The sequence below is a fragment of the Rubrivivax gelatinosus genome (assembly GCF_016583785.1).
GTDB lineage: Bacteria > Pseudomonadota > Gammaproteobacteria > Burkholderiales > Burkholderiaceae_C > Rubrivivax > Rubrivivax gelatinosus_B.
In genome coordinates this window covers 40377-63872 of sequence record NZ_NRRU01000014.1, presented here as the reverse complement: position 1 = coordinate 63872, position 23496 = coordinate 40377, and the positions used below count along the sequence as shown (strand labels likewise).

25 protein-coding genes are annotated in these 23496 nt (G+C 71.5%); 4 read left to right on the top strand and 21 right to left on the bottom strand.

The annotated features are described in order from the left end of the window. The 15 genes from CKO43_RS05720 to CKO43_RS05650 all read right to left on the bottom strand — a co-directional run. Positions 1-244 (bottom strand): sugar phosphate nucleotidyltransferase (locus tag CKO43_RS05720; protein ID WP_259375308.1); only part of this gene is annotated, 244 nt, incomplete at its 3' end. Between the two features lie 95 nt (positions 245-339). Beyond that, complete coding sequence (locus tag CKO43_RS05715; protein ID WP_200378111.1) at positions 340-2259, bottom strand: SDR family NAD(P)-dependent oxidoreductase; 1920 nt, start codon at positions 2257-2259, stop codon at positions 340-342. Positions 2260-2375: 116 nt separating this feature from the next. Then, positions 2376-2966: a sugar transferase gene (locus CKO43_RS05710; RefSeq protein WP_200378110.1), complete on the bottom strand. Its 591-nt coding sequence runs from the start codon at positions 2964-2966 to the stop codon at positions 2376-2378. 4 nt (positions 2967-2970) lie between these two features. Further along, positions 2971-3540, bottom strand: a complete 570-nt coding sequence (locus tag CKO43_RS05705; protein WP_200378109.1) for a Uma2 family endonuclease — start codon at positions 3538-3540, stop codon at positions 2971-2973. Between the two features lie 24 nt (positions 3541-3564). Continuing rightward, positions 3565-4725 carry an aminotransferase class V-fold PLP-dependent enzyme gene (locus CKO43_RS05700; RefSeq protein WP_200378108.1) on the bottom strand — a complete coding sequence of 387 codons (1161 nt, stop codon included), beginning with the start codon at positions 4723-4725 and terminating at the stop codon, positions 3565-3567. Continuing rightward, positions 4722-5189 (bottom strand): TA system VapC family ribonuclease toxin, encoded by a 468-nt coding sequence (locus CKO43_RS05695; RefSeq protein ID WP_200378107.1) that lies wholly within the window; start codon positions 5187-5189, stop codon positions 4722-4724. The genes CKO43_RS05700 and CKO43_RS05695 overlap by 4 nt, the downstream gene beginning before the upstream one ends. After that, positions 5173-5418 (bottom strand): ribbon-helix-helix domain-containing protein, encoded by a 246-nt coding sequence (locus tag CKO43_RS05690; RefSeq protein WP_200378106.1) that lies wholly within the window; start codon positions 5416-5418, stop codon positions 5173-5175. The genes CKO43_RS05695 and CKO43_RS05690 overlap by 17 nt, the downstream gene beginning before the upstream one ends. Positions 5419-5457: 39 nt before the next feature. Then, complete coding sequence (locus CKO43_RS05685; protein WP_200378105.1) at positions 5458-6153, bottom strand: methyltransferase domain-containing protein; 696 nt, start codon at positions 6151-6153, stop codon at positions 5458-5460. After that, the gene (locus tag CKO43_RS05680; protein ID WP_200378104.1) at positions 6150-7364 is read right to left on the bottom strand and encodes a glycosyltransferase family 4 protein; all 1215 of its coding nucleotides are present in this window, start codon (positions 7362-7364) and stop codon (positions 6150-6152) included. The genes CKO43_RS05685 and CKO43_RS05680 overlap by 4 nt, the downstream gene beginning before the upstream one ends. After that, on the bottom strand, positions 7361-8425 hold the full coding sequence (locus tag CKO43_RS05675) for a glycosyltransferase (RefSeq protein ID WP_200378103.1): 1065 nt from the start codon (positions 8423-8425) through the stop codon (positions 7361-7363). Before CKO43_RS05675 ends, CKO43_RS05680 begins: the two co-directional genes overlap by 4 nt. A gap of 43 nt (positions 8426-8468) precedes the next feature. Beyond that, positions 8469-9053, bottom strand: a complete 585-nt coding sequence (locus CKO43_RS05670) for an acyltransferase (protein ID WP_200378102.1) — start codon at positions 9051-9053, stop codon at positions 8469-8471. Next, a complete protein-coding gene (locus CKO43_RS05665) occupies positions 9050-10333 on the bottom strand; it encodes a polysaccharide biosynthesis protein (protein ID WP_200378101.1) in 1284 nt (427 codons plus the stop codon). Before CKO43_RS05665 ends, CKO43_RS05670 begins: the two co-directional genes overlap by 4 nt. A gap of 16 nt (positions 10334-10349) precedes the next feature. After that, positions 10350-11435 (bottom strand): DegT/DnrJ/EryC1/StrS family aminotransferase, encoded by a 1086-nt coding sequence (locus tag CKO43_RS05660; protein ID WP_200378100.1) that lies wholly within the window; start codon positions 11433-11435, stop codon positions 10350-10352. Continuing rightward, complete coding sequence (locus CKO43_RS05655; protein ID WP_200378099.1) at positions 11417-12004, bottom strand: DapH/DapD/GlmU-related protein; 588 nt, start codon at positions 12002-12004, stop codon at positions 11417-11419. Before CKO43_RS05655 ends, CKO43_RS05660 begins: the two co-directional genes overlap by 19 nt. Before the next feature lie 9 nt (positions 12005-12013). Continuing rightward, positions 12014-13078, bottom strand: a complete 1065-nt coding sequence (locus CKO43_RS05650; RefSeq protein WP_200378098.1) for a Gfo/Idh/MocA family protein — start codon at positions 13076-13078, stop codon at positions 12014-12016. 56 nt (positions 13079-13134) lie between these two features. Between CKO43_RS05650 and lysS the strand changes: the two genes are divergently transcribed. The 4 genes from lysS (at position 13135) to CKO43_RS05630 (ending at position 17431) form a co-directional block, all read left to right on the top strand. After that, the gene (gene lysS, locus CKO43_RS05645; protein ID WP_200378097.1) at positions 13135-14613 is read left to right on the top strand and encodes a lysine--tRNA ligase; all 1479 of its coding nucleotides are present in this window, start codon (positions 13135-13137) and stop codon (positions 14611-14613) included. A 36-nt stretch (positions 14614-14649) separates the two neighbouring features. Beyond that, on the top strand, positions 14650-15195 hold the full coding sequence (locus CKO43_RS05640) for a PNPOx family protein (RefSeq protein WP_200378096.1): 546 nt from the start codon (positions 14650-14652) through the stop codon (positions 15193-15195). A 126-nt stretch (positions 15196-15321) separates the two neighbouring features. Beyond that, positions 15322-16437 (top strand): GDP-mannose 4,6-dehydratase, encoded by a 1116-nt coding sequence (gene gmd / locus CKO43_RS05635; RefSeq protein WP_200229802.1) that lies wholly within the window; start codon positions 15322-15324, stop codon positions 16435-16437. A 7-nt stretch (positions 16438-16444) separates the two neighbouring features. After that, a complete protein-coding gene (locus CKO43_RS05630; RefSeq protein ID WP_200378095.1) occupies positions 16445-17431 on the top strand; it encodes a GDP-L-fucose synthase family protein in 987 nt (328 codons plus the stop codon). Between the two features lie 22 nt (positions 17432-17453). Here CKO43_RS05630 and CKO43_RS05625 read toward each other — a convergent pair whose 3' ends face one another. Genes CKO43_RS05625 through CKO43_RS05600 form a run of 6 tightly spaced genes read right to left on the bottom strand, consistent with a single transcriptional unit; the run spans position 17454 to position 23460 of the window. Next, positions 17454-18248, bottom strand: coding sequence for an enoyl-CoA hydratase (locus CKO43_RS05625; RefSeq protein WP_242481065.1), 795 nt, complete (start codon positions 18246-18248; stop codon positions 17454-17456). Between the two features lie 60 nt (positions 18249-18308). Next, positions 18309-19415: a DUF3108 domain-containing protein gene (locus CKO43_RS05620; protein ID WP_200378094.1), complete on the bottom strand. Its 1107-nt coding sequence runs from the start codon at positions 19413-19415 to the stop codon at positions 18309-18311. Beyond that, the gene (locus CKO43_RS05615; RefSeq protein ID WP_200378093.1) at positions 19415-21130 is read right to left on the bottom strand and encodes a M61 family metallopeptidase; all 1716 of its coding nucleotides are present in this window, start codon (positions 21128-21130) and stop codon (positions 19415-19417) included. Before CKO43_RS05615 ends, CKO43_RS05620 begins: the two co-directional genes overlap by 1 nt. Before the next feature lies 1 nt (position 21131). Beyond that, positions 21132-21566, bottom strand: coding sequence for a DUF3429 domain-containing protein (locus CKO43_RS05610; RefSeq protein ID WP_200229796.1), 435 nt, complete (start codon positions 21564-21566; stop codon positions 21132-21134). Positions 21567-21589: 23 nt separating this feature from the next. Beyond that, positions 21590-22321, bottom strand: coding sequence for a DsbC family protein (locus tag CKO43_RS05605; protein ID WP_200229795.1), 732 nt, complete (start codon positions 22319-22321; stop codon positions 21590-21592). Next, positions 22318-23460 carry an FAD-dependent monooxygenase gene (locus tag CKO43_RS05600; protein WP_200378092.1) on the bottom strand — a complete coding sequence of 381 codons (1143 nt, stop codon included), beginning with the start codon at positions 23458-23460 and terminating at the stop codon, positions 22318-22320. The genes CKO43_RS05605 and CKO43_RS05600 overlap by 4 nt, the downstream gene beginning before the upstream one ends. Positions 23461-23496: the final 36 nt, after the last annotated feature.

Here is a 23496-nt window from a genome sequence, read left to right as displayed (position 1 = left end):
CCGGGTCGACACCGATCTCGCGCAGCTGGTCCAGCACCAGGAAGCGGTGCTCCTCGTTGCCGACGACCAGCGGCGCGGCGGTCGTGCCGCCGGCCAGCGCCTGCAAACGCTGCACCGCCTGCTGGAAGAGGCTGCTGTTGCCCGACAAAACGAGGAACTGCTTCGGATAGGCGGCGCGCGACAGCGGCCACAGCCGCGTGCCCGAGCCCCCGGCCATGACGACCGGCTGGACGGCGATGCTCATGCTTGGAATCCCTGGGAGTCTGGTGTTGCCGGCGCCACTCGCCATCGTGCAGCCAACCGCCGCCCGGGGGAACCAGCCCTACGCCAAAGATTGTTTCATGCCGCCGGCCGGTACTCGGCTACGACGCGCCGCAGCGCGTCCCTCACATCGGTGTCATCGGCCAGCGCCGCATCGCCCGCCCACCGCAGCAATTCGCCGATCTCGCCCGATTCCGCCGCCAGGCGCGCCACGCGCAGCCGCGGCACCGCCGTCGGCAGCGTGTTGTCGGCGTCGGCCAGCAGCTCCTCGTAGAGCTTCTCGCCGGGGCGCAGGCCGCTGAAGACGATCGGGATCTCCTGCGTCGTCTGGCCGGCCAGGCGGATCAGGTCGCGCGCCAGGTCGACGATGCGCACCGGCTCGCCCATGTCCAGCACCAGCACCTGGCCGCTCTCGCCGATCGCACCCGCCTGCAGCACCAGGCGCGCGGCCTCGGGGATGGTCATGAAGTAACGAATGATCTCCGGGTGCGTCACCGTCACCGGGCCGCCGCGTGCGATCTGCTCCTTGAACTTCGGGATCACGCTGCCGCTGGAGCCCAGCACGTTGCCGAAACGCACCGCCATGAAACGCGTCGCCGGGTACTGCTCCGCCATCATGCTGACCACCATCTCGGCGGCACGCTTGGTAGCGCCCATCACGTTGGTCGGGTTCACCGCCTTGTCGGTGCTGATCAGCACGAAACGCCCGGCGCCGGCCTCGGCCGCAGCCAGCGCGGCGTGCCAGGTGCCCAGCGTGTTGTTGCGCAGCGCCGCCAGCGCGTTGTGCTGCTCTTCCATCAGCGGCACATGCTTGAAGGCGGCGGCATGGAAGACGACGTCGGGCCGCCAGGCGGCGAAGCTGGCGCGCAGATGCGCCAGGTCCTTGACGTCGCCGATCAGGCGCACCAGTTCGACCGCCGGGAAGGCCTGGCTCAGCTCCTGCTCGATCGTGTAGAGGTTGAACTCGCTCAGCTCGTACAGCACGATGCGGGCGGGCGCGAACTGCGCCACCTGGCGGCAGAGCTCGCTGCCGATGCTGCCGCCGGCGCCTGTGATCAGCACCGTGCGGCCGGCGACGACGGCGGCCACGCCGCTGTCGTCCAGCCGCACCGGCTCGCGGCCCAGCAGGTCCTCGGGTTCGATCTCGCGCAGGCGCTCGATGCGGCTCTTGCCGGTACGCAGCTCGTCGACGCTGGGCACGGTGACGACCGGCAGCCCCGTCTTGGCGGCCAGGTCCAGCGCCCGCCGGCGCTGCGCGCGCGTGGCCGAGGGCAGCGCGACGACGACGTGGGTGGCGGCGCCGCGCACCGCCTTGTCGGCGATTGCCTCCAGCGGCCCCAGCACCGGCACGCCGGCGATGCGGGCGCCCTGCTTGGCCGGGTCGTCGTCGAGCAGGCCGAGCACGATCCAGCCCTGCTCGTGTATGCCCGCCAGCAGCAGCCGCGCGGCAGCGCCGGCGCCCATCACGACGGCGCGGCGGATCTCGCGTTCGCTGCCGGTGATGCGCTGGCGCGCGTGCTCGTAGAGCATGCGGTAGGCCATGCGCACGACACACAGGCCCATCAGCGCGACGAAGGGATGCAGCGCCAGCACCGCACGCGGCACCTGGCTCAGCCCGGCGCCCATCACCAGCGCGGCGGCCACGGCGCCGGCCAGCACGCAGGCCAGCGTCAGCCGCTTGACCTCGCCGAAGCCGGAAAAACGCCACATCGCCTGCGGCACGCGCAGCAGCGCGAACGCGGCCAGATAGGTGACGACGACGCCCAGCAGCACCCAGTGGTCGTAGTCGGGGCGGGCGCTGATCCAGCGCTCGAAACCCAGGCGGAACAGGTAGGTGACGTTCCAGCAGGCGGCGATGACGAGCGCGTCGGCCAGCAGCGACAGCGGCTCGCGATGCGGGCGGATGCGCGCCAGCAGCAGGTCCAGCCGGTGCCAGATCGTCGGGGGGCCGCCCGCGGGAGCGGGACGCGGGGTCCGCGGGTGATCAGGAGGCGTCACGGGAGGCGCGGACGGCGTTCTTCGGAAGGAGACGAAGCGGCAATTCTAAGTTCCGGGTTCAGGGCGCCAGCGAGCGTTCAAGGGCCAGGAACAGCCACTGCCATCAGACGCCCCGGCTATCGCCCCAGCAGCACCCCGACGCTGCGCAGCAGCACGCCCAGGTCGGTCCACAGGGTCGCACGCTCCGCATAAGCCGCGGCAGCCTGCAGCTTGCGCGGCAGCAGCACCTCGACGTATTCGCGCTCGGGGTCGGCGGCACGCGCCAGCAGCTCGCTCTCGTCGGCATAGGCCAGCGACACCGGGTCGGTGATGCCCGGGCGCACCGACAGCACCCGCTCGCGCAGCCCGGGCGGGTAGAAGGCGACGTAGCGCGGCACCTCGGGGCGCGGGCCGACCAGGCTCATCGTGCCCTGCAGCACGTCGATGAACTGCGGCAGCTCGTCGACGCGCGTGCGCCGCAGCCAGCGGCCGACGCGGGTGATGCGCGGGTCTTCGCCGACCGTGATCTGCAGCCCCGGCGCGCCGGCGCGCATCGTGCGGAACTTGTGGATGCGAAACGGCACGCCGCCGCGGCCGACACGTTCCTGGCGGAAGAACACCGGGCCGGGCGAGTCCAGCCTGACGGCGAGCGCCGCCAGCAGCAGCAGCGGCGACAGCAGCAGCAGCGCCACCGCAGCACCGGCGAGGTCGAAGAGGCGTTTGATCAACGGTTCAGGCGGCAGGCGGCGCTTCGACGCCGTCGAAGACCTCGGCCATCGTGATGCGGCAGTCGAGGCTGGCGGCTTCCAGCGTGTCGGACTCGCTCATGTCGTGGATGAACCACTGGCCGGCAGCGTCGCGGCGGAAGGCTTCGACACGGCGCGAGTCCGGGTCGACGAGCAGGTACTCACGCAGCGACGGGATGCGGCGGTAGAGCGCGAACTTCAGGCCACGGTCGTAGGCCACGGTCGCCGGCGACAGCACTTCGATGACCAGCAGCGGCGAGCGAAAGACGATGTCGGTCGCCAGGTCGACCTTGTCGCAGGTGACGAAGACGTCGGGATACAGGACGGTGTCGTCGCCGATCTGGAGCTTGGCGGACTCACCGAAGACGCGGCAACCGGCGCCTTTGACGTGCTGCCGGAGCCCGGCGCGAAGGTTGTCGACGACGACGGCATGAACACGCCGCGCCCCAACCATCGCGAACACCTCGCCACGGAAGAACTCGTGGCGCTCGGGCTGCTGGTTCTCCCAGGCCAGGTAGGCCTCGAGGCTCAGCTTCGGCTTGGCCAGGACGTTCATCGCGCGTACCTCCGTCGCGCCATCCTAGCGCGCCAGCGCCACGCGCACGGCGGCGACGACACGCTCGACGTCGGCATCCGTCATGCGCGTGTAGATCGGCAGGCTGGCAATGCGTTCGAAGGCGTGCTGAGCCTGCGGGAAATCGGCGGCGTCGAGCTGGTAGCGCTCGCGCCAGTACGGGTGCAGGTGCAGCGGGATGTAGTGCACGCTGCAGCCTATGCCCTGCTCGAACATCTTCTCGATGAAACGTTCGCGCGTGACGCCGGCGTCGTCGGTCAGCCGCACCGGGTACAGGTGCCAGGCGTGGCGGTCGCCGGCGGCCGGCTGCGGCGGCGTGATCAGCGGCAGGCCGCGCAACGCCTCGTCGTAGAGCGCGGCGATCTGCTCGCGCCGCTGCTGGAAGGCGTGGGCGCGCTTGAGCTGGTGGATGCCCAGCGCCGCGGCGATGTCCGTCAGGTTGTACTTGAAGCCCGGCGCGACGATCTCGTAGTACCAGCTCGGCACGGTCGCGGTGAAGCGGTCGAAGGCGTCGCGGCTCATGCCGTGCAGGCGCATCGCACGCGCGCGCTTGGCGAGTTCGGCGTCGCGAGTCACCAGCATGCCGCCTTCGCCGGTGGTCATGGTCTTGTTGGCGTAGAAGCTGAAGACCGTGGCGTCGCTGGCCAGCGTGCCGACGAGCGCGCCGCCGCAGGTGGTGGGCAGCGCGTGCGCCGCGTCCTCGACGACCTTCAGCCCGTGGCGGCGCGCGATGTCGTGGATCGCCGCCATGTCGGCCGCCAGCCCGCCGTAGTGCACCGGCAGGATGGCCTTGGTGCGCGGGCCGATCGCGGCTTCGATCGCCGCCGGGGCGATGTTCAGCGTCGCCGGGTCCATGTCGACCAGCTTCACGTCGGCGCCCAGGTAGCGCACGACCTCGGCGGTGGCGGTGAAGGTCCAGGTGGTCGTGATGACCTCGTCGCCGGGGCCGATGCCCAGCGCCTCCAGCGCCAGGTGCAGCCCGGCGGTGGCCGAGTTGACGGCGATGCACTGGTACTCGTCGCCGCCCAGGAAGGCAGCGAAGTCGTTCTCGAAACGCCGCGCCTTGGGGCCGGTGGTCACCCAGCCGGAACGCAGGGTGTCGACGACTTCGGCGATCTCGTCCTCGCCGATGTCCGGCAAGGCAAAGGGAAGAAAGGGCTGGCTCACGCCGGGGCTCCGATGACGGTGAGGTGTTCAGGGGTGGCGCCGGGCACGGCCTCGAAGGCGATCGAGCGGTCCAGCGTCACGAGACGCCCGTCGTGGCGCACGGCCAGGGCGAGCAGGTAGAGGTCGGTGATGTGGCGCGAACTCAGCACCCGGTCCCAGCGCAGCAGGCCGGGTTCGAGCAGGTTCAGGTCGTCGGGCCAGAAGGCATGCGAGGCGTCGGCCGCCGCCTCGGCCAGCCGGGCGGCGACCCGCGCCGGCGGCTGCGGGTTCGGGTAGGCCGGCAGCGACAGGATGCGCAGGCAGCCGTTCTGCGTCAGCGGGCACGAGGCCCAGCCGCCGGCTTCGTGGACGGCCAGCCAGTCCATCGCCGCGCCGTGGTGCAGATGGCCGGCGTCGAGCAGCGCGACGAGCACGTTGACGTCGAGCAGCGCGCGCCGCGCCGCCGGCTCAGACTGCTTCGCCATCACGCAGCGTGTCGACCTGGGAGTTGGTGGCGACCACGCCTTCGCGCGCACCGAAAGGCCTGAAGCCTGCGACCCGACGGGCTGCGGCCGGCACTGCGACCTCGGCCACGCCGCTGAGCGACTGGCGCATCAGCCGCGACACCACCTGCCCGGCCGAGACCCCTTCGCGCCGCGCCAGTTCCTTGGCGGCGGCGAGCAGGTCGTCGTCGATGTCTAGCGTCGTGCGCATGGCAGCACCTTGATGCGTTGATGCAGTCGCATCATTGTCTCACGCCGGCTTGGCGATCCAGGCCAGCACATGGGTGCACAAGCCGGGCAGCGCGGCCAGCGGCCGGTACAGCGCCGGGTGCAGCCGGCAGGCGACGCGTGCCAGCGGCGGCGCCAGCGTCACACGTTCGGCGCGCAGCCGGCCTTCGGGGAACAGCTCTCGCACACGCGCCAGCGGCACGCCGCGCACGTCGCGGTTCTTCGGGTTGTCGACGGTGAAGTCGTACCAGAGCACGGCGCCGCCGGGTTTCAGCCAGCGCCACATCGCCGCCGCCAGCTGCTGCTGGAAAGAGTCGTCCAGCAGCGACGAGAACACCGTGTACTGCAGCACCAGGTCCTGGCTGGACAGCGCCACAGGCGCGACGCTGGCGTCGCCCTGCCAGACGGTCAGCGCCTCGGGCAGCACACGCCGCGCCTGGGCGTGGCGTTCGGGCAGCAGCTCCAGCCCGGTCAGGCGCTCGGGCGAGGCGCCCAGGCGCAGCAGCTCGAGCAGGTTGCCGCCGCCACCGCAGCCGACCTCGGTGATCGCCAGCGGCGCCAGGCTGCGCACGCCAACGGCTGCCAGCCGGCGCAAGAGCGAGCGTTCGCGCTGCTGCACCGTCTGCCAGATCTCGGGCCGCAGCGGCGAGTAGCGGTCGCCGTCGTGGCGCCGGGCGTAACGCTCGGCGACGGCCCGCGGCTCGTCCTCGGGGTTCACGGCGCCACCGCGTCCAGGAAGCGCCGCGCCAGCACCGGGTAGGTGTGGTTGGCCAGCACGAAGGCGCGGCCGCGTTCGCCCATCTCGCGGCGCTGTTCGGCCGGCAGCGCCGCCAGCCGGCGCAGGCCCTCGGCCACGGCCGCCGGGTCCTGCGGCGCGACCGTGAGGCCGCAGCCGGCCTCGGCCACGGGGTCGTTGCCGGCCTCGACCGAATGCAGCACGACGCGGCGCGCCATCATGTAGTCCATCAGCTTGTTCGGCGCGATGCCGAAGCGGTAGATGGGCACCCGCTGCCAGCCGATGTAGGCGATGTCGCAGCGCGCCAGGAAGGCGGGGATCTGCGCCTTGGGTATCGGCGGCAGCATCGTCACGTTCGCCAGCCCTTCGTCGGCGACACGCCGCGCCAGCCGCGCCTGCTCGTGGCCGCCGCCGACGAGCACGAAACGCAGGCGCTCGCCCTGGACGAGCCGGGCCGCGTCGAGCAGCGTGTCGAGCGCATTCGGCAGGCCCATCGAGCCGGCGTAACCGACGACGACACCGCCGGCCGCGGCGGCGTCCAGCGCCGCGGCGACGTCCTCGCGCAGCGGCGGCGGCTCGGCCTGCCATTCGTCGAGCGTGATGCCGTTGGGCACGACCTGCAGCTTGTGCAGGGCCAGCCCGCGCGAGGCCATGTAGTCGTGCACCTTGGGCAGCATCGAGATCACGCGGTCGGCGTGGCGGTAGGCGTAGTCCTCGGCCGCCTGGCACATCACGATGAACGGATGCCGGCGCGACATGCCCGAGAGCTCGATCGGGCTCAGCGGCCACAGGTCGTGCACTTCGTAGACCAGCTTGGCGCCGGCGCGGCGCGCGATGCGGCGCGCGACCCAGATGTCCATCGGATAGGTGCTGGAGGCGACGACGACGTCGGGGCGGAACTCGCGCAGCAGCCGCGGCGTGTCGGCCCACACCGCGCGCAGATAGGCCCAGATGTTCTTCACCCGCCCCAGGCCGTTGCCCTGGTAGGGCGGCGTCGCGTAGAAGCGGTAGGCGATGCCGTCTAGCTGCTGGTCGCCGGCTTCGGGCTGGCGCGTGCGCACGTGCGAGAAGTCGGCGCCGAGCAGCATCACCTGGTGGCCGGCGCGTACCCACTCGCGCGCCAGGTAGTAGGGCCGGTACTCCATGCCCAGCGCCGGTGAGCCGACGTAATGGTTCAACACCAGCAGCTTCATCGCGAGCCGATCTCCTGCAGCCGGTCGACGAAGGCACGCACCCGCGGCGCGAACAGCGCCTCGCGCTCGACCCAGGCGCGGTTGGTGGCGGCCACCGCATCGGCGCGTGCCGCCAGCGGGGCCAGGCGTTCGGGCGTCAGCCGCTCGCCGGCGCCGAGCACGATGCCGTTGTCGCCGTCGCGCACCAGCTCGCGGTTGGCCGGAAGGTCCGAGACGATGGGAATGCAGCCGTGCGCCATCGCCTCCAGCACCGAGACCGAGACCGAGTCGCTGGTGGGCAGGCTCAGGTACCAGCGGGCGCGGGCATACCAGCCGGCCTGGGTGTCGGCGTCGAGCCGGCCGACGAAGCGGGTGCGCGCGTCGGCCATCTTCTGCAGCTCGGCGCGCAGCGAGCCGTCGTTGGCGACGACCAGGCGCAGCCCCTCGCCCGGCAACGCGGCGAAGGCCTGCAGCACCCGCTCGGGCGCGTACACCGGCTCCAGGCCGCGGTTGGCGAAGAACAGCGAATCGTCCTTGGCCGGCGGCAACGGCGGCATCGCTTCCAGCCCGAACGGGAAGACCATGATGTCGAAGGCGCCGAGCGCCCGCATCTTCTCGGCCATCACCTGCGAGTCGCTGGTCGTCAGCACGCAGGCGCGCAGCACGCGCCGCGTCAGCGCACGCAGCGCGGTGCTGCGCTGCGGCGTCACGAGGATGTCGCTGCCCCAGGCCGAGCCGACCAGGCGCCCGCGCACGCCGTACAGGCGCTGCGCCAGCCAGGCCAGCGTGCCGTGCGAGGTGAGGTAGTGGGCGTGCAGCCAGTCCGGGTGCACGCGGTGCAGCCAGCCGGCCAGGCGCGGCAGCTGCTTCAGCAGCGCGAGGTTGCCGCCGGCGGCGTCGGGGCGTGTGCCCAGCGCCAGGCGCCGGTCGGCCGGCACGATGGCGTCGAAGCCGGGCAGGAAACCGCGGCTGGACGCGACCCAGAGTTCGATCTCGGGCAGCGCCGCCAGCGCACGCGCCCACTTCAGCAGGTGCGGGCTCTCGCCGTCGCCGATCAGCGCGTAACGGAGAACGGAAGTCATATGGAAATCAACGCGCGAGCGGCCCGGGCGGCGGGACAGCGCCTCAATCGCCGGCTCCCGGCGCGCTGCGGCGCACCCATTCGTCGTAGTCGGCGCGCTGCCCCGGGTGCTCGGCGAACCAGGCTTCGTCGGCTTCGCGTGTGTCGCCGACGATGCGAGCCGGCTGGCCGGCGACGATGGCGAAGTCGGGCACCTCGCCGCTGACGTAGCTGTAGGCGCGCACCAGCACGCCGCGGCCGATGCGGCTGCCGGGTGCGATGACGCTGTGCGGGCCGATGAAGCTGTAGGCGCCGATGCGCGTGCGAGCGCGCACGTAGCCCGGCGGGTCGGCCTCGCCCCAGTAGCTGCGGCCGGCCAGGCGCAGCGCCTGGTGGCTGGAATGGCTGAGCACGACGCAGTGGGTCGAGATCTGGCAGCCCTCGGCGATCTCCAGCCCGGCCGAGGCGTCGAGGAAGTTGAACGGGCCGATGTAGACGTGGTCGCCGATGTCCAGCAGCGCCGGCGACTCGATGCGCGCGGCGCTGCTGATGCGGGTGTGCGCCAGCCACTGGCCGTCGCCACGGCGCCAGCCGTAGAACATGCGCGGGCCGAACAGCGTGCGCCACCAGCGCTGCAGCGTCTCCTTCATCGAGGACCTCCGGCTCGGGATGCTAGCGCCCGCAGCCCCGCGCCCCAGTGCCGCCCCGGCCGCAGCACCGCGGCCAGCGGCAGCCCGGCGGCGGCGGCGAAGCGCCAGGCCAGCAGCAGCACCGAGAAGACGTAGGCCGCCGAAGCCGCCAGCGCCGCCCCCGCCGGCCCCAGCCGCGGCACCAGCAGCAGCGCCAGCAGCGCGTTCAGCGCCAGCGAACCCGCCGCCACCTGCGCCGGCACCTGCGGCCGGCCGGCGTGGTTGGTGAACCAGGCCGACATCGCCGACGCACCGCCGAAAGCCAGCACACCCGGCAGCAGCAGCGCCAGCGGCATCAGGCTGTCGGCGTAGGCGGGGCCCAGCGCCCGCGGCAGCACCAGCGCCGCCGCCGCCCACAGCAGCGGCGCCGCCGCCAGCAGCGCCAGCCAGCTCAGGTGCAGCGCGCGCAGCGTGGTCTGCGCCGAGCGTTCGCGGTCGGGCGTGCCGATGCGGCCGTAGACCGCCTGCGTCAGCGAGCCCGAGACGAACCACAGCAGCTCGGCCACCATCACCGCGATCGAATAGACGCCGGTGGCCGACAGCCCCAGCGTGCGTTCGACGACGAACAGGCCGACGCGGTAGTTCGCCAGCGACACCAGGTTGGTCAGCGCGATCGTGACGACGAAGGGCAGTTCGGCGCGCAGCGCGCCCAGGTCGGGTGCTGCCAGGCGCTCGCGGCGCAGCAGCAGCGCCAGCAGCACCAGCCCGACCACGACCTTGGCCGCGACCCAGGCCGCCAGCAGCACCGGCAGCGCCACCGCCTGCGCCAGCGCGAAGGCGGCGATGGCCGCCAGCGCCAGCGCCGGCGGCGCGATCGAGACCAGGCCCATCGGCAGCATGCGGCCCTGGCCCAGCCAGACGCCGGCGACGTTGGGCGCCAGCAGCAGGAAGGGAGCGGCCAGCGCCAGCATCCACAGCGGCTGGTAGCCGGCCGGGCCGACGCGCGAGAAAGCCCAGAGCGCCAGGCCGGCCAGCGCCCCGGCGGCGATGCAGGCCATCACCACCGCGCCGAGCAGCCCGCGCGAAAGCTCACCGTGGTGCGAGACACGCCGCGCCAGCGCGATGCCGAAACCCGACATCAGCGCCAGCAGCAGCCCTTCGACGCTGGTGAAGAGCGCGAACACGCCCTGCTGCTCGGTGCCCAGGCGCGCGGCGACGGTGGTGATCGCCAGCACCAGCGCGACCGCGGCCAGCCGGGCCGCGAGGTTGATCACGGTGCCGCGGGCGACGGCGCGGCTCATCGCGGCGCGTGCGGCGTCAGGCCAGCGCCCGGCGCAGCGCCGTGGCGACGGTGTCCTGGTCGGCTTCGGACAGGTCGGCGCTCATCGGCAGGCTCAGCACACGCTGCGCCAGGCGCGCGGCCACCGGGCAGGCGCCGGGCGCGGCGTAGGCGGCATAAGCCGGCTGGTGGTGCAGCGGCACCGGGTAGTGCACGGCGGTCGGCACGCCGGCGGCCTTCAGCGCGGCCTGCACCGCTTCGCGTCCGTCGACCAGCACCGTGTACTGCGCGTAGACCGAGTTGCGGTCGGGCCGCACCGTGACCTGCTCGACGCCGGCCAGCAGCTCGCGGTAGCGCGCACCGATCGTGGCGCGGCGCTCCAGCTCCCATTCGAACCGCTCCAGCTTGGCGAGCACCACGGCGCACTGCAGCGTGTCCATGCGGCCACCCACGCCCAGGCGCGTGTGGCGGTAGCGTGCGCTCTGGCCGTGCACGCGGATCTCGCGCGCGGCCTGGGCCAGCCGGTCGTCGCTGGTGAACAGCGCGCCGCCGTCGCCGTAGCAGCCCAGCGGCTTGCTCGGGAAGAAGCTGGTGGCGCCGAAGGTCGACAGCGCGCACGAACGCCGGCCGCGGTAGACGGCGCCGAAGCTCTGCGCCGCGTCTTCGATCACCGCGAGCCCGTGGCGCGCGGCAATGGTGTTGATCTCGTCCAGATCGGCGACCTGGCCGTAGAGGCTCACCGGCACGATGGCCTTGGTGCGCGGGCCGATAGCCGCTTCGAGCCGCTTGACGTCGAGGTTGGCGGTGTCGGGCTCGACGTCGACGAAGACCGGGCGCGCGCCGGCGAGCACGATGGTCTCGGCCGTCGCGGCGAAGCTGAACGGCGTCGTGATGACCTCGTCGCCGGGCAGCAGGTCCAGCGCCATCAGCGCGATCAGCAGCGCCTCGGTACCGCTGGCGACCGTGATGCAGTGCTTGGTGCCGGCAAAGGCGGCGAGCGCGGTCTCGAGCTCGGCCACCTCGGGGCCCATGATGTACTGGCCGTGGTCGAGCACACGCTGGATGCGCGCGTCGACGGAGCCCTTCAGCGCCGCGTACTGCGACTTCAGGTCGGTGAACTGCATGGAGTGAGGGTGTCGCCGTCGAGGCGGTAGCGTTCGCCGGTGGCCGGGCAGGCGGCCTCGCCGTGGCCGCTGGGCGGCAGCGCCAGGCGTTCGCCGTGGCGGCTCATCCAGCCGATGCGGCGCGCCGGCACGCCGACGACCAGTGCGTAGGGCGGCACGTCGCGGCTGACCACCGCGCCGGCGCCGACGAAGGCGTATTCGCCGATCGTCGTGCCGCAGACGATGGTGCAGTTGGCACCCAGCGTCGCACCGCGGCGCACCCGCGTGCGCCGGTACTCGTCTTTGCGCGGCACCGCCGAACGCGGGTTGAAGACGTTGGTGAAGACCATGCTCGGGCCGCAGAAGACGTCGTCCTCGAGCGTGACGGCGTCGTAGACCGAGACGTTGTTCTGGATCTTGACGTTGTCGCCGATGACGACGTCGTTGCCGACGTAGACGCCCTGCCCCAGCGAGCAGCCGGCGCCTATGGTCGCGCCGCCGCAGACATGGGCGAAGTGCCAGACGCGAGTGCCGGCGCCCAGCGTCGCGCCGTCGTCGATGATCGCGCTCGGGTGGGCGGCGGCGTTCACGGCTGGGTTCTAGAACACCAGCGGCAGGCCGACGCGGCAGCCGTCGCGTGCGCTGCGGTAGGCGGCGATGATGACTTCGAGCGAGCGCAGGCCTTCGTAGCCGTCGACCTCGGCGCTCTTCTCGCCGCGCAGCGTGCCGATGACGTTGTCGTAGTACAGCGGGTGGCCGGGGCCGTAGACCGAGGGCGCGGCGTAGCTGGTGTTCTTCACCGCCTCGTCCTCGGGCGCCGGGGTGTCGAACTGCCAGTGCTGGATCTGGTTGACGGCGACACCGCCGATGCGCACCGTGCCGCGCTCGCCGAGGATGGTGATGCTGCCCTCGAAGTTCTTGCCGTGCGTCAGCATCGTCACGTTGATCGAGGCCAGCCCGCCCTTGCGCAGCCGCAGCGACATCACGCCGGTGTCCTCGGCCTCGATGTCGCGGCCCAGCGTCGCGGTGTAGGCGTGCACGTTGTCCACCGGGCCGACCAGCCAGTCGACCATGTCGACGTAGTGGCTGGCCTGGTTCAGGAAGGCGCCGCCGTCCAGGTCCCAGCGGCCGCGCCAGGGGGCGTCGTCGTAGTAGCTCTGCGGGCGCGTCCAGAAGACGTTGACGACGACGCAGTGGATGCGGCCGAAACGCCCGGCGTCGACCGCGTGTTTCAGCAGCTGCATCGTCGGGTTGAGCCGGTTCTGCTTGACGACGAAGAGCTTGACGCCGGCCTCGCGGCAGACGCGCACCATCTCCATGCCTTCGTCCCACTTGGTCGCCATCGGCTTTTCGGTGAGCACATGGCGGCCGGCGCGGGCGGCTTTCATCGCCTGGCGCGGGTGCAGGCCGCTGGGCGTGGCCAGCGTGACGATGTCGCAGTCGCTGGCCTCGAGCAGTTCGTCGAGGCTGGCGTAGCCGGCGGCGCCGGTCTTCGCGACCGCGGCGGCGAGCGCTTCGGGGCGGTTGTCGCAGACGGCGACGAGTTGGGCGCGTTCGGCGTGCTGACGCAGCGCCTCGACATGGTTGGCCGAGATCCGGCCGCAGCCGACGAGTGCAAAACGGATGGGACGCTGCACGATCGGCAGACAAGGACTGATCTTCATCGAGCCGACGATTCTAGGCTGCGCCTAAAATTGCAGCAGACCAACGGGCCCAGTGAATGACCGACGAGAACCAACTGATCGCCGAACGCCGCGAGAAGCTTCAAGCCATCCGCGCCGCCGGCGTCGCCTTCCCCAACGACTTCAAGCCGAAGCAGCACGCAGCCGAGCTGCAGCACAAACACGGCCAGGTGCCCAACGAGGAGCTGGAACCGCAGGCGGTGAAGGTCTCGGTCGCCGGCCGCATGATGTTGAAGCGCGTGATGGGCAAGGCCTGTTTCGCGACGCTGCAGGACGGCTCGGGCCGGATCCAGCTCTATGTGACGCAGGACGCCGTCGGCCCCGAGACGCTCGCAGCGTTCAAGCGCTGGGACCTGGGCGACATCCTCGGCTGCGAGGGCACGCTGTTTCGCACCAAGACCGGCGAGCTGTCGATCAAGGCGACGACGGTGCGCCTGCTGACCAAGAGCCTGCGGCCGCTGCCGGACAAGTTCCACGGCATGACCGACCAGGAGCAGAAGTACCGCCAGCGCTACGTCGACCTGATGACCGACGACACGGCGCGCGCGCGTTTCGTCGCCCGCAGCAAGGCGGTGAGCGCGATCCGCCAGTACATGGTCGAGCACGGTTTTCTCGAGGTCGAGACGCCGATGCTGCACCCCATTCCCGGCGGCGCGAACGCCAAACCCTTCGTCACCCACCACAACGCGCTCGACCAGGAGATGTTCCTGCGCATCGCGCCCGAGCTCTACCTGAAGCGGCTGCTGGTGGGCGGTTTCGAACGTGTGTTCGAGATCAACCGCAACTTCCGCAACGAAGGCATCAGCGTCCGCCACAACCCCGAGTTCACGATGATGGAGTTCTATGCGGCCTACTGGACGCATCAGGACCAGATGAACTTCACCGAGCAGGTGCTGCGCCACGCCGCGCGTGCCGCCACCGGCTCGGCCAAGCTGAGCTACGCCGGGCGCGAGGTCGACCTGGAGCAGCCGTTCGCTCGCCTGTCGGTGCGCGAGTCGCTGATCGTGCACGCCGACGTCGCCGAGCATGAAGCCGATAACGCCGACCTGCTGCGCGCGCGCCTGAAGGCGCTGGGCGAAGAAGCCCCGGCGCACTGGACGCTGGCCGAGCTGCAGTTCGGTCTGTTCGAAGCCGCGGTCGAAGCCAAGCTCTGGCAGCCGACCTTCATCATCGACTATCCGGTCGAGGTCTCGCCGCTGGCGCGGGCGTCGGACACGAACCCGGCGATCACCGAGCGTTTCGAGCTCTTCATCACCGGCCGCGAGTACGCCAACGGCTTCTCCGAGCTGAACGACGCCGAGGACCAGGCCGCGCGTTTCCAGGCCCAGGTGGCGAACAAGGACGCCGGCGACGAAGAGGCGATGTACTACGACGCCGACTTCATCCGCGCGCTGGAATACGGCATGCCGCCGGCAGCCGGCTGCGGTATCGGCATCGATAGACTGATCATGCTGCTGACCGACAGCCCGAGCATCCGCGACGTGATCCTGTTCCCCGCGCTGCGTCGGGAGGCCTGACACCCGGGACGGCGAAGCGGCACCGGAGGACGATGGATGACGCGCCACCTGCACGACCTCGCCGCGATCGAGGACGCCATCTGGCAGGAACTGGGGCAGGCGAATGACTCTTCGCACGACTGGCACGTCGGTGTGCTCGCGACCACCGACGGCCAGCGCGCCGACGCACGCAGCGTGGTGCTGCGCGAGATCGAGCCGGCGGCGAAGTCGCTGATCATCTACACCGACGCGCGCAGCCCCAAGGTCGCGCACGTCGAGACCCACCCCGAAGGCGTGCTGGTGCTGTGGTCGGCGACACGCGGCTGGCAGCTGCGGCTGCACGTCAGCCTGTCGGTCGAGACCACCGGCCTGGCCGTCTGGTCGCGCTGGGCCAAGCTGATGATGACGCCGGCGGCGCAGGACTATCTGTCGCCGCTGCCGCCCGGCAGCCGCATCGTCAAGCCGGTGCCCGAACGCGGCACACGCGCCCACTTCGCGATGCTGACGCTGCGTGTCGAGGCGCTCGACTGGCTCGAGCTGCACCCCGAAGGCCAGCGGCGCGCGCTCTTCGACGCCGACGGCGGGCACTGGCTGGCGCCCTGAGCCCCGGGCCAAGGCCCCCCGCTCCAAGTGTTTGCCGGACGTTTCCAGGCCCAGCGGGCCGTCTGACGCTCCCATAATCGTTGCGACCCGCCGGCCGGCAGGCGGCAGCACGAGAGGAAGCGACTGATGACGAAGACCGCACTGATCACCGGCGTCACCGGCCAGGACGGCGCCTACCTGGCGCAGCTGCTGCTGGAAAAGGGCTACGACGTCCACGGCATCAAGCGACGCGCCTCGCTGTTCAACACCGACCGCGTCGACCACCTCTACCAGGACCCGCACGAGAGCGACCGCCGCTTCACGCTGCACTACGGCGACCTCGCCGACAGCACCAACCTGATCCGCATCGTGCAGCAGGTGCAGCCCGACGAGATCTACAACCTCGGCGCGATGAGCCACGTGGCCGTCAGCTTCGAGGAGCCCGAGTACACCGCCAACGTCGACGGCATCGGCACGCTGCGGCTGCTCGAAGCGATCCGCATCCTCGGCCTGGAAAAGAAGACGCGCTTCTACCAGGCCTCGACCTCCGAGCTCTACGGCCTGGTGCAGGAGATTCCGCAGAAGGAGAGCACGCCCTTCTACCCGCGCAGCCCCTATGCGGTGGCCAAGCTCTACGGCTACTGGATCACCGTCAACTACCGCGAGGCCTACGGCCTGTACGCCTGCAACGGCATCCTGTTCAACCACGAGAGCCCGCTGCGCGGCGAGACCTTCGTCACGCGCAAGATCACGCGCGCCGTCGCCCGCATCGCGCTCGGCCTGCAGGACTGCCTGTATCTGGGCAACCTGTCGGCGCTGCGCGACTGGGGCCATGCGCGCGACTACGTCGAGATGCAGTGGCTGATGCTGCAGCAGGACAAGCCCGAGGACTTCGTCATCGCCACCGGCGTGCAGCGCAGCGTGCGCGAGTTCGTGCAGATGGCCGCAGCCGAACTCGGCATCGAGGTCGCCTTCAGCGGCGAGGGCGTGAACGAGATCGGCGTCGTCGAGCGCGTGAGCGGCAAACGCGCGCGCTGCAAGCCCGGCGAGGTGATCGTGCGCGTGGACCCGCGCTACTTCCGCCCGACCGAGGTCGAGACCCTGCTCGGCGACCCGACCAAGGCGCGCGAGAAGCTCGGCTGGACGCCGCGCACGACGCTGGCCGAACTGGTCAAGGAAATGACCGAGGCCGACTACGACGCCGCGCGCCGCGACAGCCTGGTCAAGCTGGCCGGGTTCCAGGCCTACGACCACCACGAGTGACGCCGTCATGGACCTGGACGACCCGATCTTCGTCGCCGGCCACCGCGGCCTGGTCGGCAGCGCCATCGTGCGCCGGCTGCAGGCGCTGGGGCATCGCCGGCTGCTGCTGCGCACCCATGCCGAGCTCGACCTCGCCGACGCCGCGGCGACACGCGCCTTCTTCGCCGCCGAGCGCCCGCGCCACGTCTTCCTGGCCGCGGCCAAGGTCGGCGGCATCGTCGCCAACGACCGCTACCCGGCCGATTTCATCCGCGACAACCTGGCGATCCAGACCAGCGTCATCGACGCCGCCTGGCACGGCGGCGTCGAGCGCCTGCTGTTCCTGGGTTCGAGCTGCATCTACCCGAAACACGCGCCGCAGCCCATGCCCGAGAGCTGTTTGCTGACGGGCCCGCTGGAGCCGACCAACCGCGCCTACGCGCTGGCCAAGATCGCCGGCATCGAGATGTGCTGGAGCTACAACCGCCAGCACGCCACGCGCTACCTGGCGGCGATGCCGACCAACCTCTACGGCCCGGGCGACAACTACCACCCGACCAACAGCCACGTCATCCCGGCGCTGCTGCGCAAGTTCCACGAAGCCAGGCTGCGCGGCGACGACAGCGTCACCGTCTGGGGCACCGGCACGCCGCGGCGCGAGTTCCTCTACAGCGACGACATGGCCGACGCCTGCGTCTTCCTGATGAACCTGCCCGACGCGGGTTTCGACGCGCTGCTGGGCAGCGACGAGTCCAAGACCGGGCGCTTCGAGCCGCCGCTGGTCAACGTCGGCGTCGGCGAGGACGTGACGATCGCCGAACTGGCCGCACTGGTGCGGCGCACCGTCGGCTACGAAGGTGGCATCGTCTTCGACAGCAGCAAACCCGACGGCACGCCGCGCAAGCTGATGGACGTCACCCGCCTGGCCGACGCCGGCTGGCGCGCGCACACCACGCTGGCCGACGGGCTGGCACACGCCTACCGCGACTTCGTCGCCAGCGAAACGCGGCGCTGAACGCCGCGCCAGCGGCGCGCTGTCAGCGCTGCTTGAAGGCCGGCTTGCGCTTGGCGACGAAGGCCGCCATGCCTTCCTTCTGGTCCTCGGTCGCGAACAGCGCGTGGAACAGCCGGCGCTCGTAGTGCAGGCCGTCGCCCAGGCCCGACTCGAAGGCGCGGTTGACGCACTCCTTGGCCATCATCACGCTGGGCCCGCTCTGGGCATTGATGGACTCGGCTGCGGCCAGCGCCTCGTCCAGCAGCGCCGCCGCCGGCACGACACGCGACACCAGGCCGGCGCGTTCGGCCTCGGCGGCGTCCATCAAACGGGCGGTCAGGATCATGTCCATCGCCTTGGCCTTGCCCACCGCCCGCGGCAGGCGCTGGGTGCCGCCGGCGCCGGGAATGATGCCGAGCTTGATCTCGGGCTGGCCGAACTTCGCCGTGTCGGCGGCGATGATGAAGTCGCACATCATCGCCAGCTCGCAGCCGCCGCCGAGCGCAAAACCCGAGACCGCGGCGATCACGGGCTTTCTGACGCGCAGGATGCGCTCCCAGTTGCGCGTGATGAAGTCGCCCTTGTAGGCGTCCATGAAGCCGAAGCCGGCCATCGCGCCGATGTCGGCGCCGGCGGCAAACGCCTTCTCGCTGCCGGTGATGACGATGCAGCCGACCGCGTCGTCGGCGTCGAAACGCTCCAGCGCGGCACCCAGCTCGTCCATCAGCGCGTCGTTCAGCGCGTTCAGCTGCTTCGGGCGGTTCAGGGTCAGCAGCGCGGTGCGGCGTTCACCTTCGCCGCGCAGCTCGGCGAGGATCAGGGCCTCGGGGGTCGTCATGCGTGAGTCTCCTCGGTTCTCGGTTGAACGGTGCGCCGGCGACTATGCCGCAAGCCCGTCTCAACTGGGCGTCGACTGGCGCGGCAGACGCCGGATCAGCAGGTCGACCCAGGTGTCGTCGTCCTGGCGGATGACGATGCGCACCGGCAGGTACTGCAGCGTCGGCGCGACCCACATCTCGACCGTCAGCTCCTTGCCGGGGCGCGGGGCGCGGCGCGGCTTGACGTGCAGCGTGTCGATCTCGCCGAAGCGCGTGTGCAGCGTCTCGTGGCCGATGACGTCGTAGGTCCAGGTGTCGGCGTGGCGCGGCAGCGCCAGCGGCAGCTGCACCGAACGCCCCGGCTGCAGCAGTGCCGGCTGGGTCGTGAACAGCCAGGTCATCTGCACGAACTGGCTGGCGGTGTCCTGCACCCCGGGCAGCGCCGGGCCGGTGCGGCCGTTGGCGAAGTAGATGAGCCCGTCTTCGAAACGCACGCTCTGGTGCTTGGGGTCGCGGAACGCGGTGCGCGTGACCTCGTCGTAACGCCGCGGCTTCAGCCCGTGCTCGGTGATCTCGCCGTCGCTGGACAGGCGCCGCGTCACCAGCGGTGCGAACGAGGGCCCGATCGAGACCTCGAGGTTGACCTGGTAGCGCGCGCCCTCGCGCAGCCATTCGACCGTCGCCTCACCCTGCACCGGGCCGCGGTAATTGCCGTTGAGGTCGTAGGCGATCTGGGTCGACGGCGGCCATTCGAAAGGCACCGCGTTTTCGTCCGGGCCGCTGGCCGCCAGGGATGCGGCCGACGCCGCGGAAGCGGCCGGCGGCAGCGGGTCGGCGAGGGCGAGCGTGTCGTCGCCCACCGGCGGCAGCTCGGGCGGCGCGGAAGCGGCGGACGCGGCGGCCTCGACGACATCAGGCTCCGACGCCGCCGATGCCGCGGCTTCTGCCGCCTCGGCGACGACCGGCGCGCGCGGCTGCGGTTTCGGCGGCGGCGGCGCCACGCGCACCGGCGGCGGTGCGCTCGGCTGCAGCGTCTGCACGAAGCTGACGTCCAGGCGCTTGGGCGCCAGGTCCTCGTCCAGTGCCAGCCCCGAACTCAGCACGCTGTCGGCCAGCTCCAGGTGCAGCGCGACGAGCGCCAGCGCCAGAGCCGCCAGCGCCAGACGCCGCCGTGTGCCGCGTTCCATCAGCCGCCCAGCCAGCCCTTGCGCGCGCTGCGGGCCGCGTCGGTGGCGGCCGGGTCGTCGACGAAACTGGTCGCCGGCGACGCCGTCGCGCCAGGCACGACATGCAGCGTGCGCAGGCGCTGGTCACGCACGACCAGCAGCTCGAACGGCGCATCGCCGTCCAGCCACTGGCGTGCGTCCTCGAGCCGGCGCAGGCGCCAGCCCTCGGCGGCGAGCAGTTCGTCGCCCGGCGCCAGGCCGGCGGCCTCGGCGGCGCTGCCGCGCAGCACCTGGCGCACCGTGGCCGAGCCGGCGGTCTCGACCAGGCGCAGGCCGATGCGCTGCGCCAGCGTCGCCGGCCCGTCCAGCAGCACGACGCCGAAGGCGCGCAGCGCGTCGGCCAGCGGCAGCTCGCCGGTGCCGTGCACCCAGGCGGCCAGTTCCTCGGCCAGCCCGGGCACGCCGTCGGCGAGCGCAGCGAACAGTTCGGCCTCGTCCACCGGCGTGTCGGCGTGGTGTTTCCACAGCCGGCGCATGGCGTCGTCGAGCGAGCTGCCGGCGGCGCGCCGGCGCAGGTCGACGAGCAGCGCGACCAGCGCGCCCTTGGCGTAGTAGCTGACGGTGGCGTTGGGCGTGTTCTCGTCGGCGCGGTAGTAGCGTGTCCAGGCGTCGGCGGCGGCCTGGGCCACGCTCTGCACCCGGCGCCCGGGCGTGGCCAGCACGCCGGCGAGCTGCTTGCCGACCAGCTTCAGGTAGTGCTCGCGCGCGATCAGCCCGGCACGCAGCAGCATCAGGTCGTCGTAGTAGGACGTGAAGCCCTCGAAGAACCAGAGCAGCGCGGTCGGCGCCTCGCGGCCGAGGTCGGCACCGACGAGCGCACGCGGGCGCAGCCGCTTGACGTTCCAGGTGTGGAAGTACTCGTGGCTGAACAGGCCCAGCAGGCCGGCATAGGCCTCGCCGACCTCGCCCGCACCGCGGCGCGGCAGGTCGCGACGCGCGGCGATCAGCGCGGTGCTGGCACGGTGTTCGAGGCCGCCGTAACCGTCGTCGCTGGCGTGCAGCAGGAACAGGTAGCGCGCGAACGGCGGCTTGCCGCGTGCGCCGTGCCAGAAACGGATCTGCGTGCGGCAGATCTTCTGCACGTCGGCGAGCAGGCGTTCGCCGTCGAAGTTCGGCCAGGCGCCGTCGACCACGATCTCGTGTTCGGCACCGGCGGCTTCGAAACGCCCGCGCCAGAAGCGGCCGAGCGCGAACGGGTGGTCTATGGCCTCGTCGTAGTCGGCGGCGCGCCAGCGGCGGCGGCCGGCCTCGGGCATCGCGGTGGCGACGCTCCAGCCGGCGGGCAGCGCGCCGAGTTCGATCGTGTGCGGCTCGTGCTCGCGGCCCTCGGCACGCAGCAGCAGGCTGGTGCCGTTGAAGAAGCCGCGTTCGGCGTCGAGGAAGGCGCCACGCACCGACGGGTCGTTGGCGTAGACGGTGGCGCTGACCACCAGCGCGGCGCTGCCGTCGCAGGGCGCCAGCCAGCTGGTCTTGTCGAGCTGCTCGAGCACGACTTCACGCCCGCCCTGCCGCGCCTCGAGGCCGACCAGGTGGCGCGCGAAGTCGCGGATCATGTAGCTGCCGGGGATCCAGGCCGGCAAGGCCAGGCGCTGCTGCGGCGCCGGCCGCGGCAGCGTCAGCGTGACGCGGAACAGGTGCGCGTGCGCGTCGGCGATCTCGATGCGGTAGCCGGGCATGTCAGGCCCCCGCCGCGCCGAGGAAGCAGCTGAGGCTGGCGATCGCGCTCAGGCGAAAACGCAGCGTCAGCCAGTGCCCCAGCCCGTGGCGCGCATAGACGCCGCGGTCGACGAGGTAGCACACGACCAGCATCACGCCCAGGATCACGAGCCCGGCGTTGGCCGGCATCATCACCGCGGCCCAGGCGACGAGCGAGGGCACGACGCCCCAGACGAAGAGCCGGCCCTCGGGCGCGCTCTCGCGAAAGCCGATGCCCCAGTGGATGCCACCGAGGAAGGAGACGATCATCGCGCCGTACGAGGCGAGCGCGAGCGTCGCGTAGGGGTGGGCCTCCGGCAGCACGATCCAGACGAGCAGCGCGCCGAGGACGAAGGGGATCAGCCCGGAGTAGCCGAGCCTGAGCGCGACGGGGGACAGCGTGGGCGCAGGGTTCATGCGGCGATTGTCGCCGCCGGGACTCAGCCTTTCTTGGCTGCTGCCGCCAACAGCTTCTCGACCTGGTCGATCGGGATCGCGCCGGGCTTGCGCGTGCCGTCCTCGAAGACCACCGCCGGCGTGCCGTTGATGCGGTGGCGCTGGCCGAGCGCGACGTTGCGCGCCAGCGCGCCGGCGTCGCAGGCGCCCATGGTCTTGGGCGGCACGACGCCGTCGAGCATCCAGGCGCGCCAGGTCTTGGCCACGTCCTTGGCGCACCAGATGTCGCGCGACTTGGTGTTGGAGTCGGGCCCCAGGATCGGCATCAGGAAGGCGTGGATGGTGACGTCCTTCAGGCCGGCGAGGTCACGCTCGAAACGTTTGCAGTAGCCGCAGTTCGGGTCGACGAAGACCGCCAGCTTGCGTGCGCCGCTGCCCTGGCGCAGCGTGATCGCGTCCTTGAACGGCAGCTTGGCGAAGTCGATCGCGCTCAGCTGGTCCTGGCGCGCCTCGGTCAGGTTGGTCAGCGTCTTGGTGTCGATCAGCGAGCCCTGGACGATGAACTCGCCCTTGGCGTCGGCGTAGAGGATCTCGGTGCCGCCGTAGCGCACCTCGTACAGGCCGGCGATCGGGGCCGGGCGCACCTCGTCGATCTTGGGCATCGTCGGCAGGCGCTCGGCCAGCGCCTTGCGGATCGCGGCTTCTTGCGCAAACGCGCCGGCGCAGGCGAACACAGCGGCGGCGGCAAGAGCCAGCCGCAGGGTCGTCGTTTTCATCGGGGATCCTTCGGAACAACGGCAGGGGGACGGTCCAGCGCGCGCTCGGTGAGAAAACGCTTGAGCGGCGAGAACCGGTTCACCAGATCCAGGCCGCGGTTGCGAAGTTCCCTCAGCAGCGGCTCTTCGCTCGCGAACAGGTGCATCAGCGCGTCGGTCAGCTGGCCCATCGCCAGCGTCGGCAGTTCACGTTCGCGGGCGTAGCGGCGCAGCAGCTTCTCGTCGCCCAGGCGGCGCCAGGGCTCGCGCGCGGCCACCGCCGCCGACAGCGCGGCGACATCGGCCAGCCCGAGGTTGAGCCCCTGGCCGGCCAGCGGGTGCACGACGTGGGCGGCGTCGCCGACCAGCACCCAGCCCGGGCCGCAGATCGGCTCGGCGCGGCCGAAGGCGAGCGGGAACTGGGCGCGTGCGCCGTGCAGCTTCAGCTCCCCGGCAACACCGCCGGTGGCTTCGGCGAGCGCGGCTTCGAAGCCGGCGTCGTCCAGTGCCATCAGCTCGTCGGCACGCGCATCGGGCACCGACCACACCAGGCCGTAACCCTGGCCGTGGCGCGGCCGGTCTATCGGCAGCAGCGCCAGGATGTCGGGCGAGCGGAACCACTGCCGCGCCAGCCCGGCGTGCGGCAACGACGCGTCGAGCCGGGCGCAGACCGCACGCTGGCCGTAGGGATGCAGCCGCATCGTCGCACCCAGGCGAGCACGTGTCGCCGAGTCCTTGCCTTCGGCCAGCACCACCAGTTCGGCCGGCAGCTCGGCCGTCACGCGCTGCAGGTGCGGGGCGAAACGCGCCGCCATGTGCAGCGCGTGTTCGAGTTCGGCGGCGTCGACGATCCAGGCGAGCGCGTCGGCGCCCTGGCTCCAGGCCGAGAAGTCCAGCGCCGCGCCCGGGGCGTCGCCTTCGATGCGCATGTCCTGCACCGCCGTGCGCGCGTCGGGCGGCAGCGCGTCCCAGACGCGCAGGCCCTGCAGCAGCGCCACCGAAGCGGCGTTGAGCGCGTAGCTGCGGATGTCGCCCGAGGCCGGCGCGGCCGTTGCCGCGGCGTCGAGCAGCGCGACGCGCAAGCCCTGGCGGGCGAGGGACAGAGCACCGGCCAGCCCGACGGCGCCGGCGCCGCGGACGAGGACGTCGCAGGTGGCCATCAGGGCATTGTAGGGAGCGGGTTGCGCGGCGCCGGT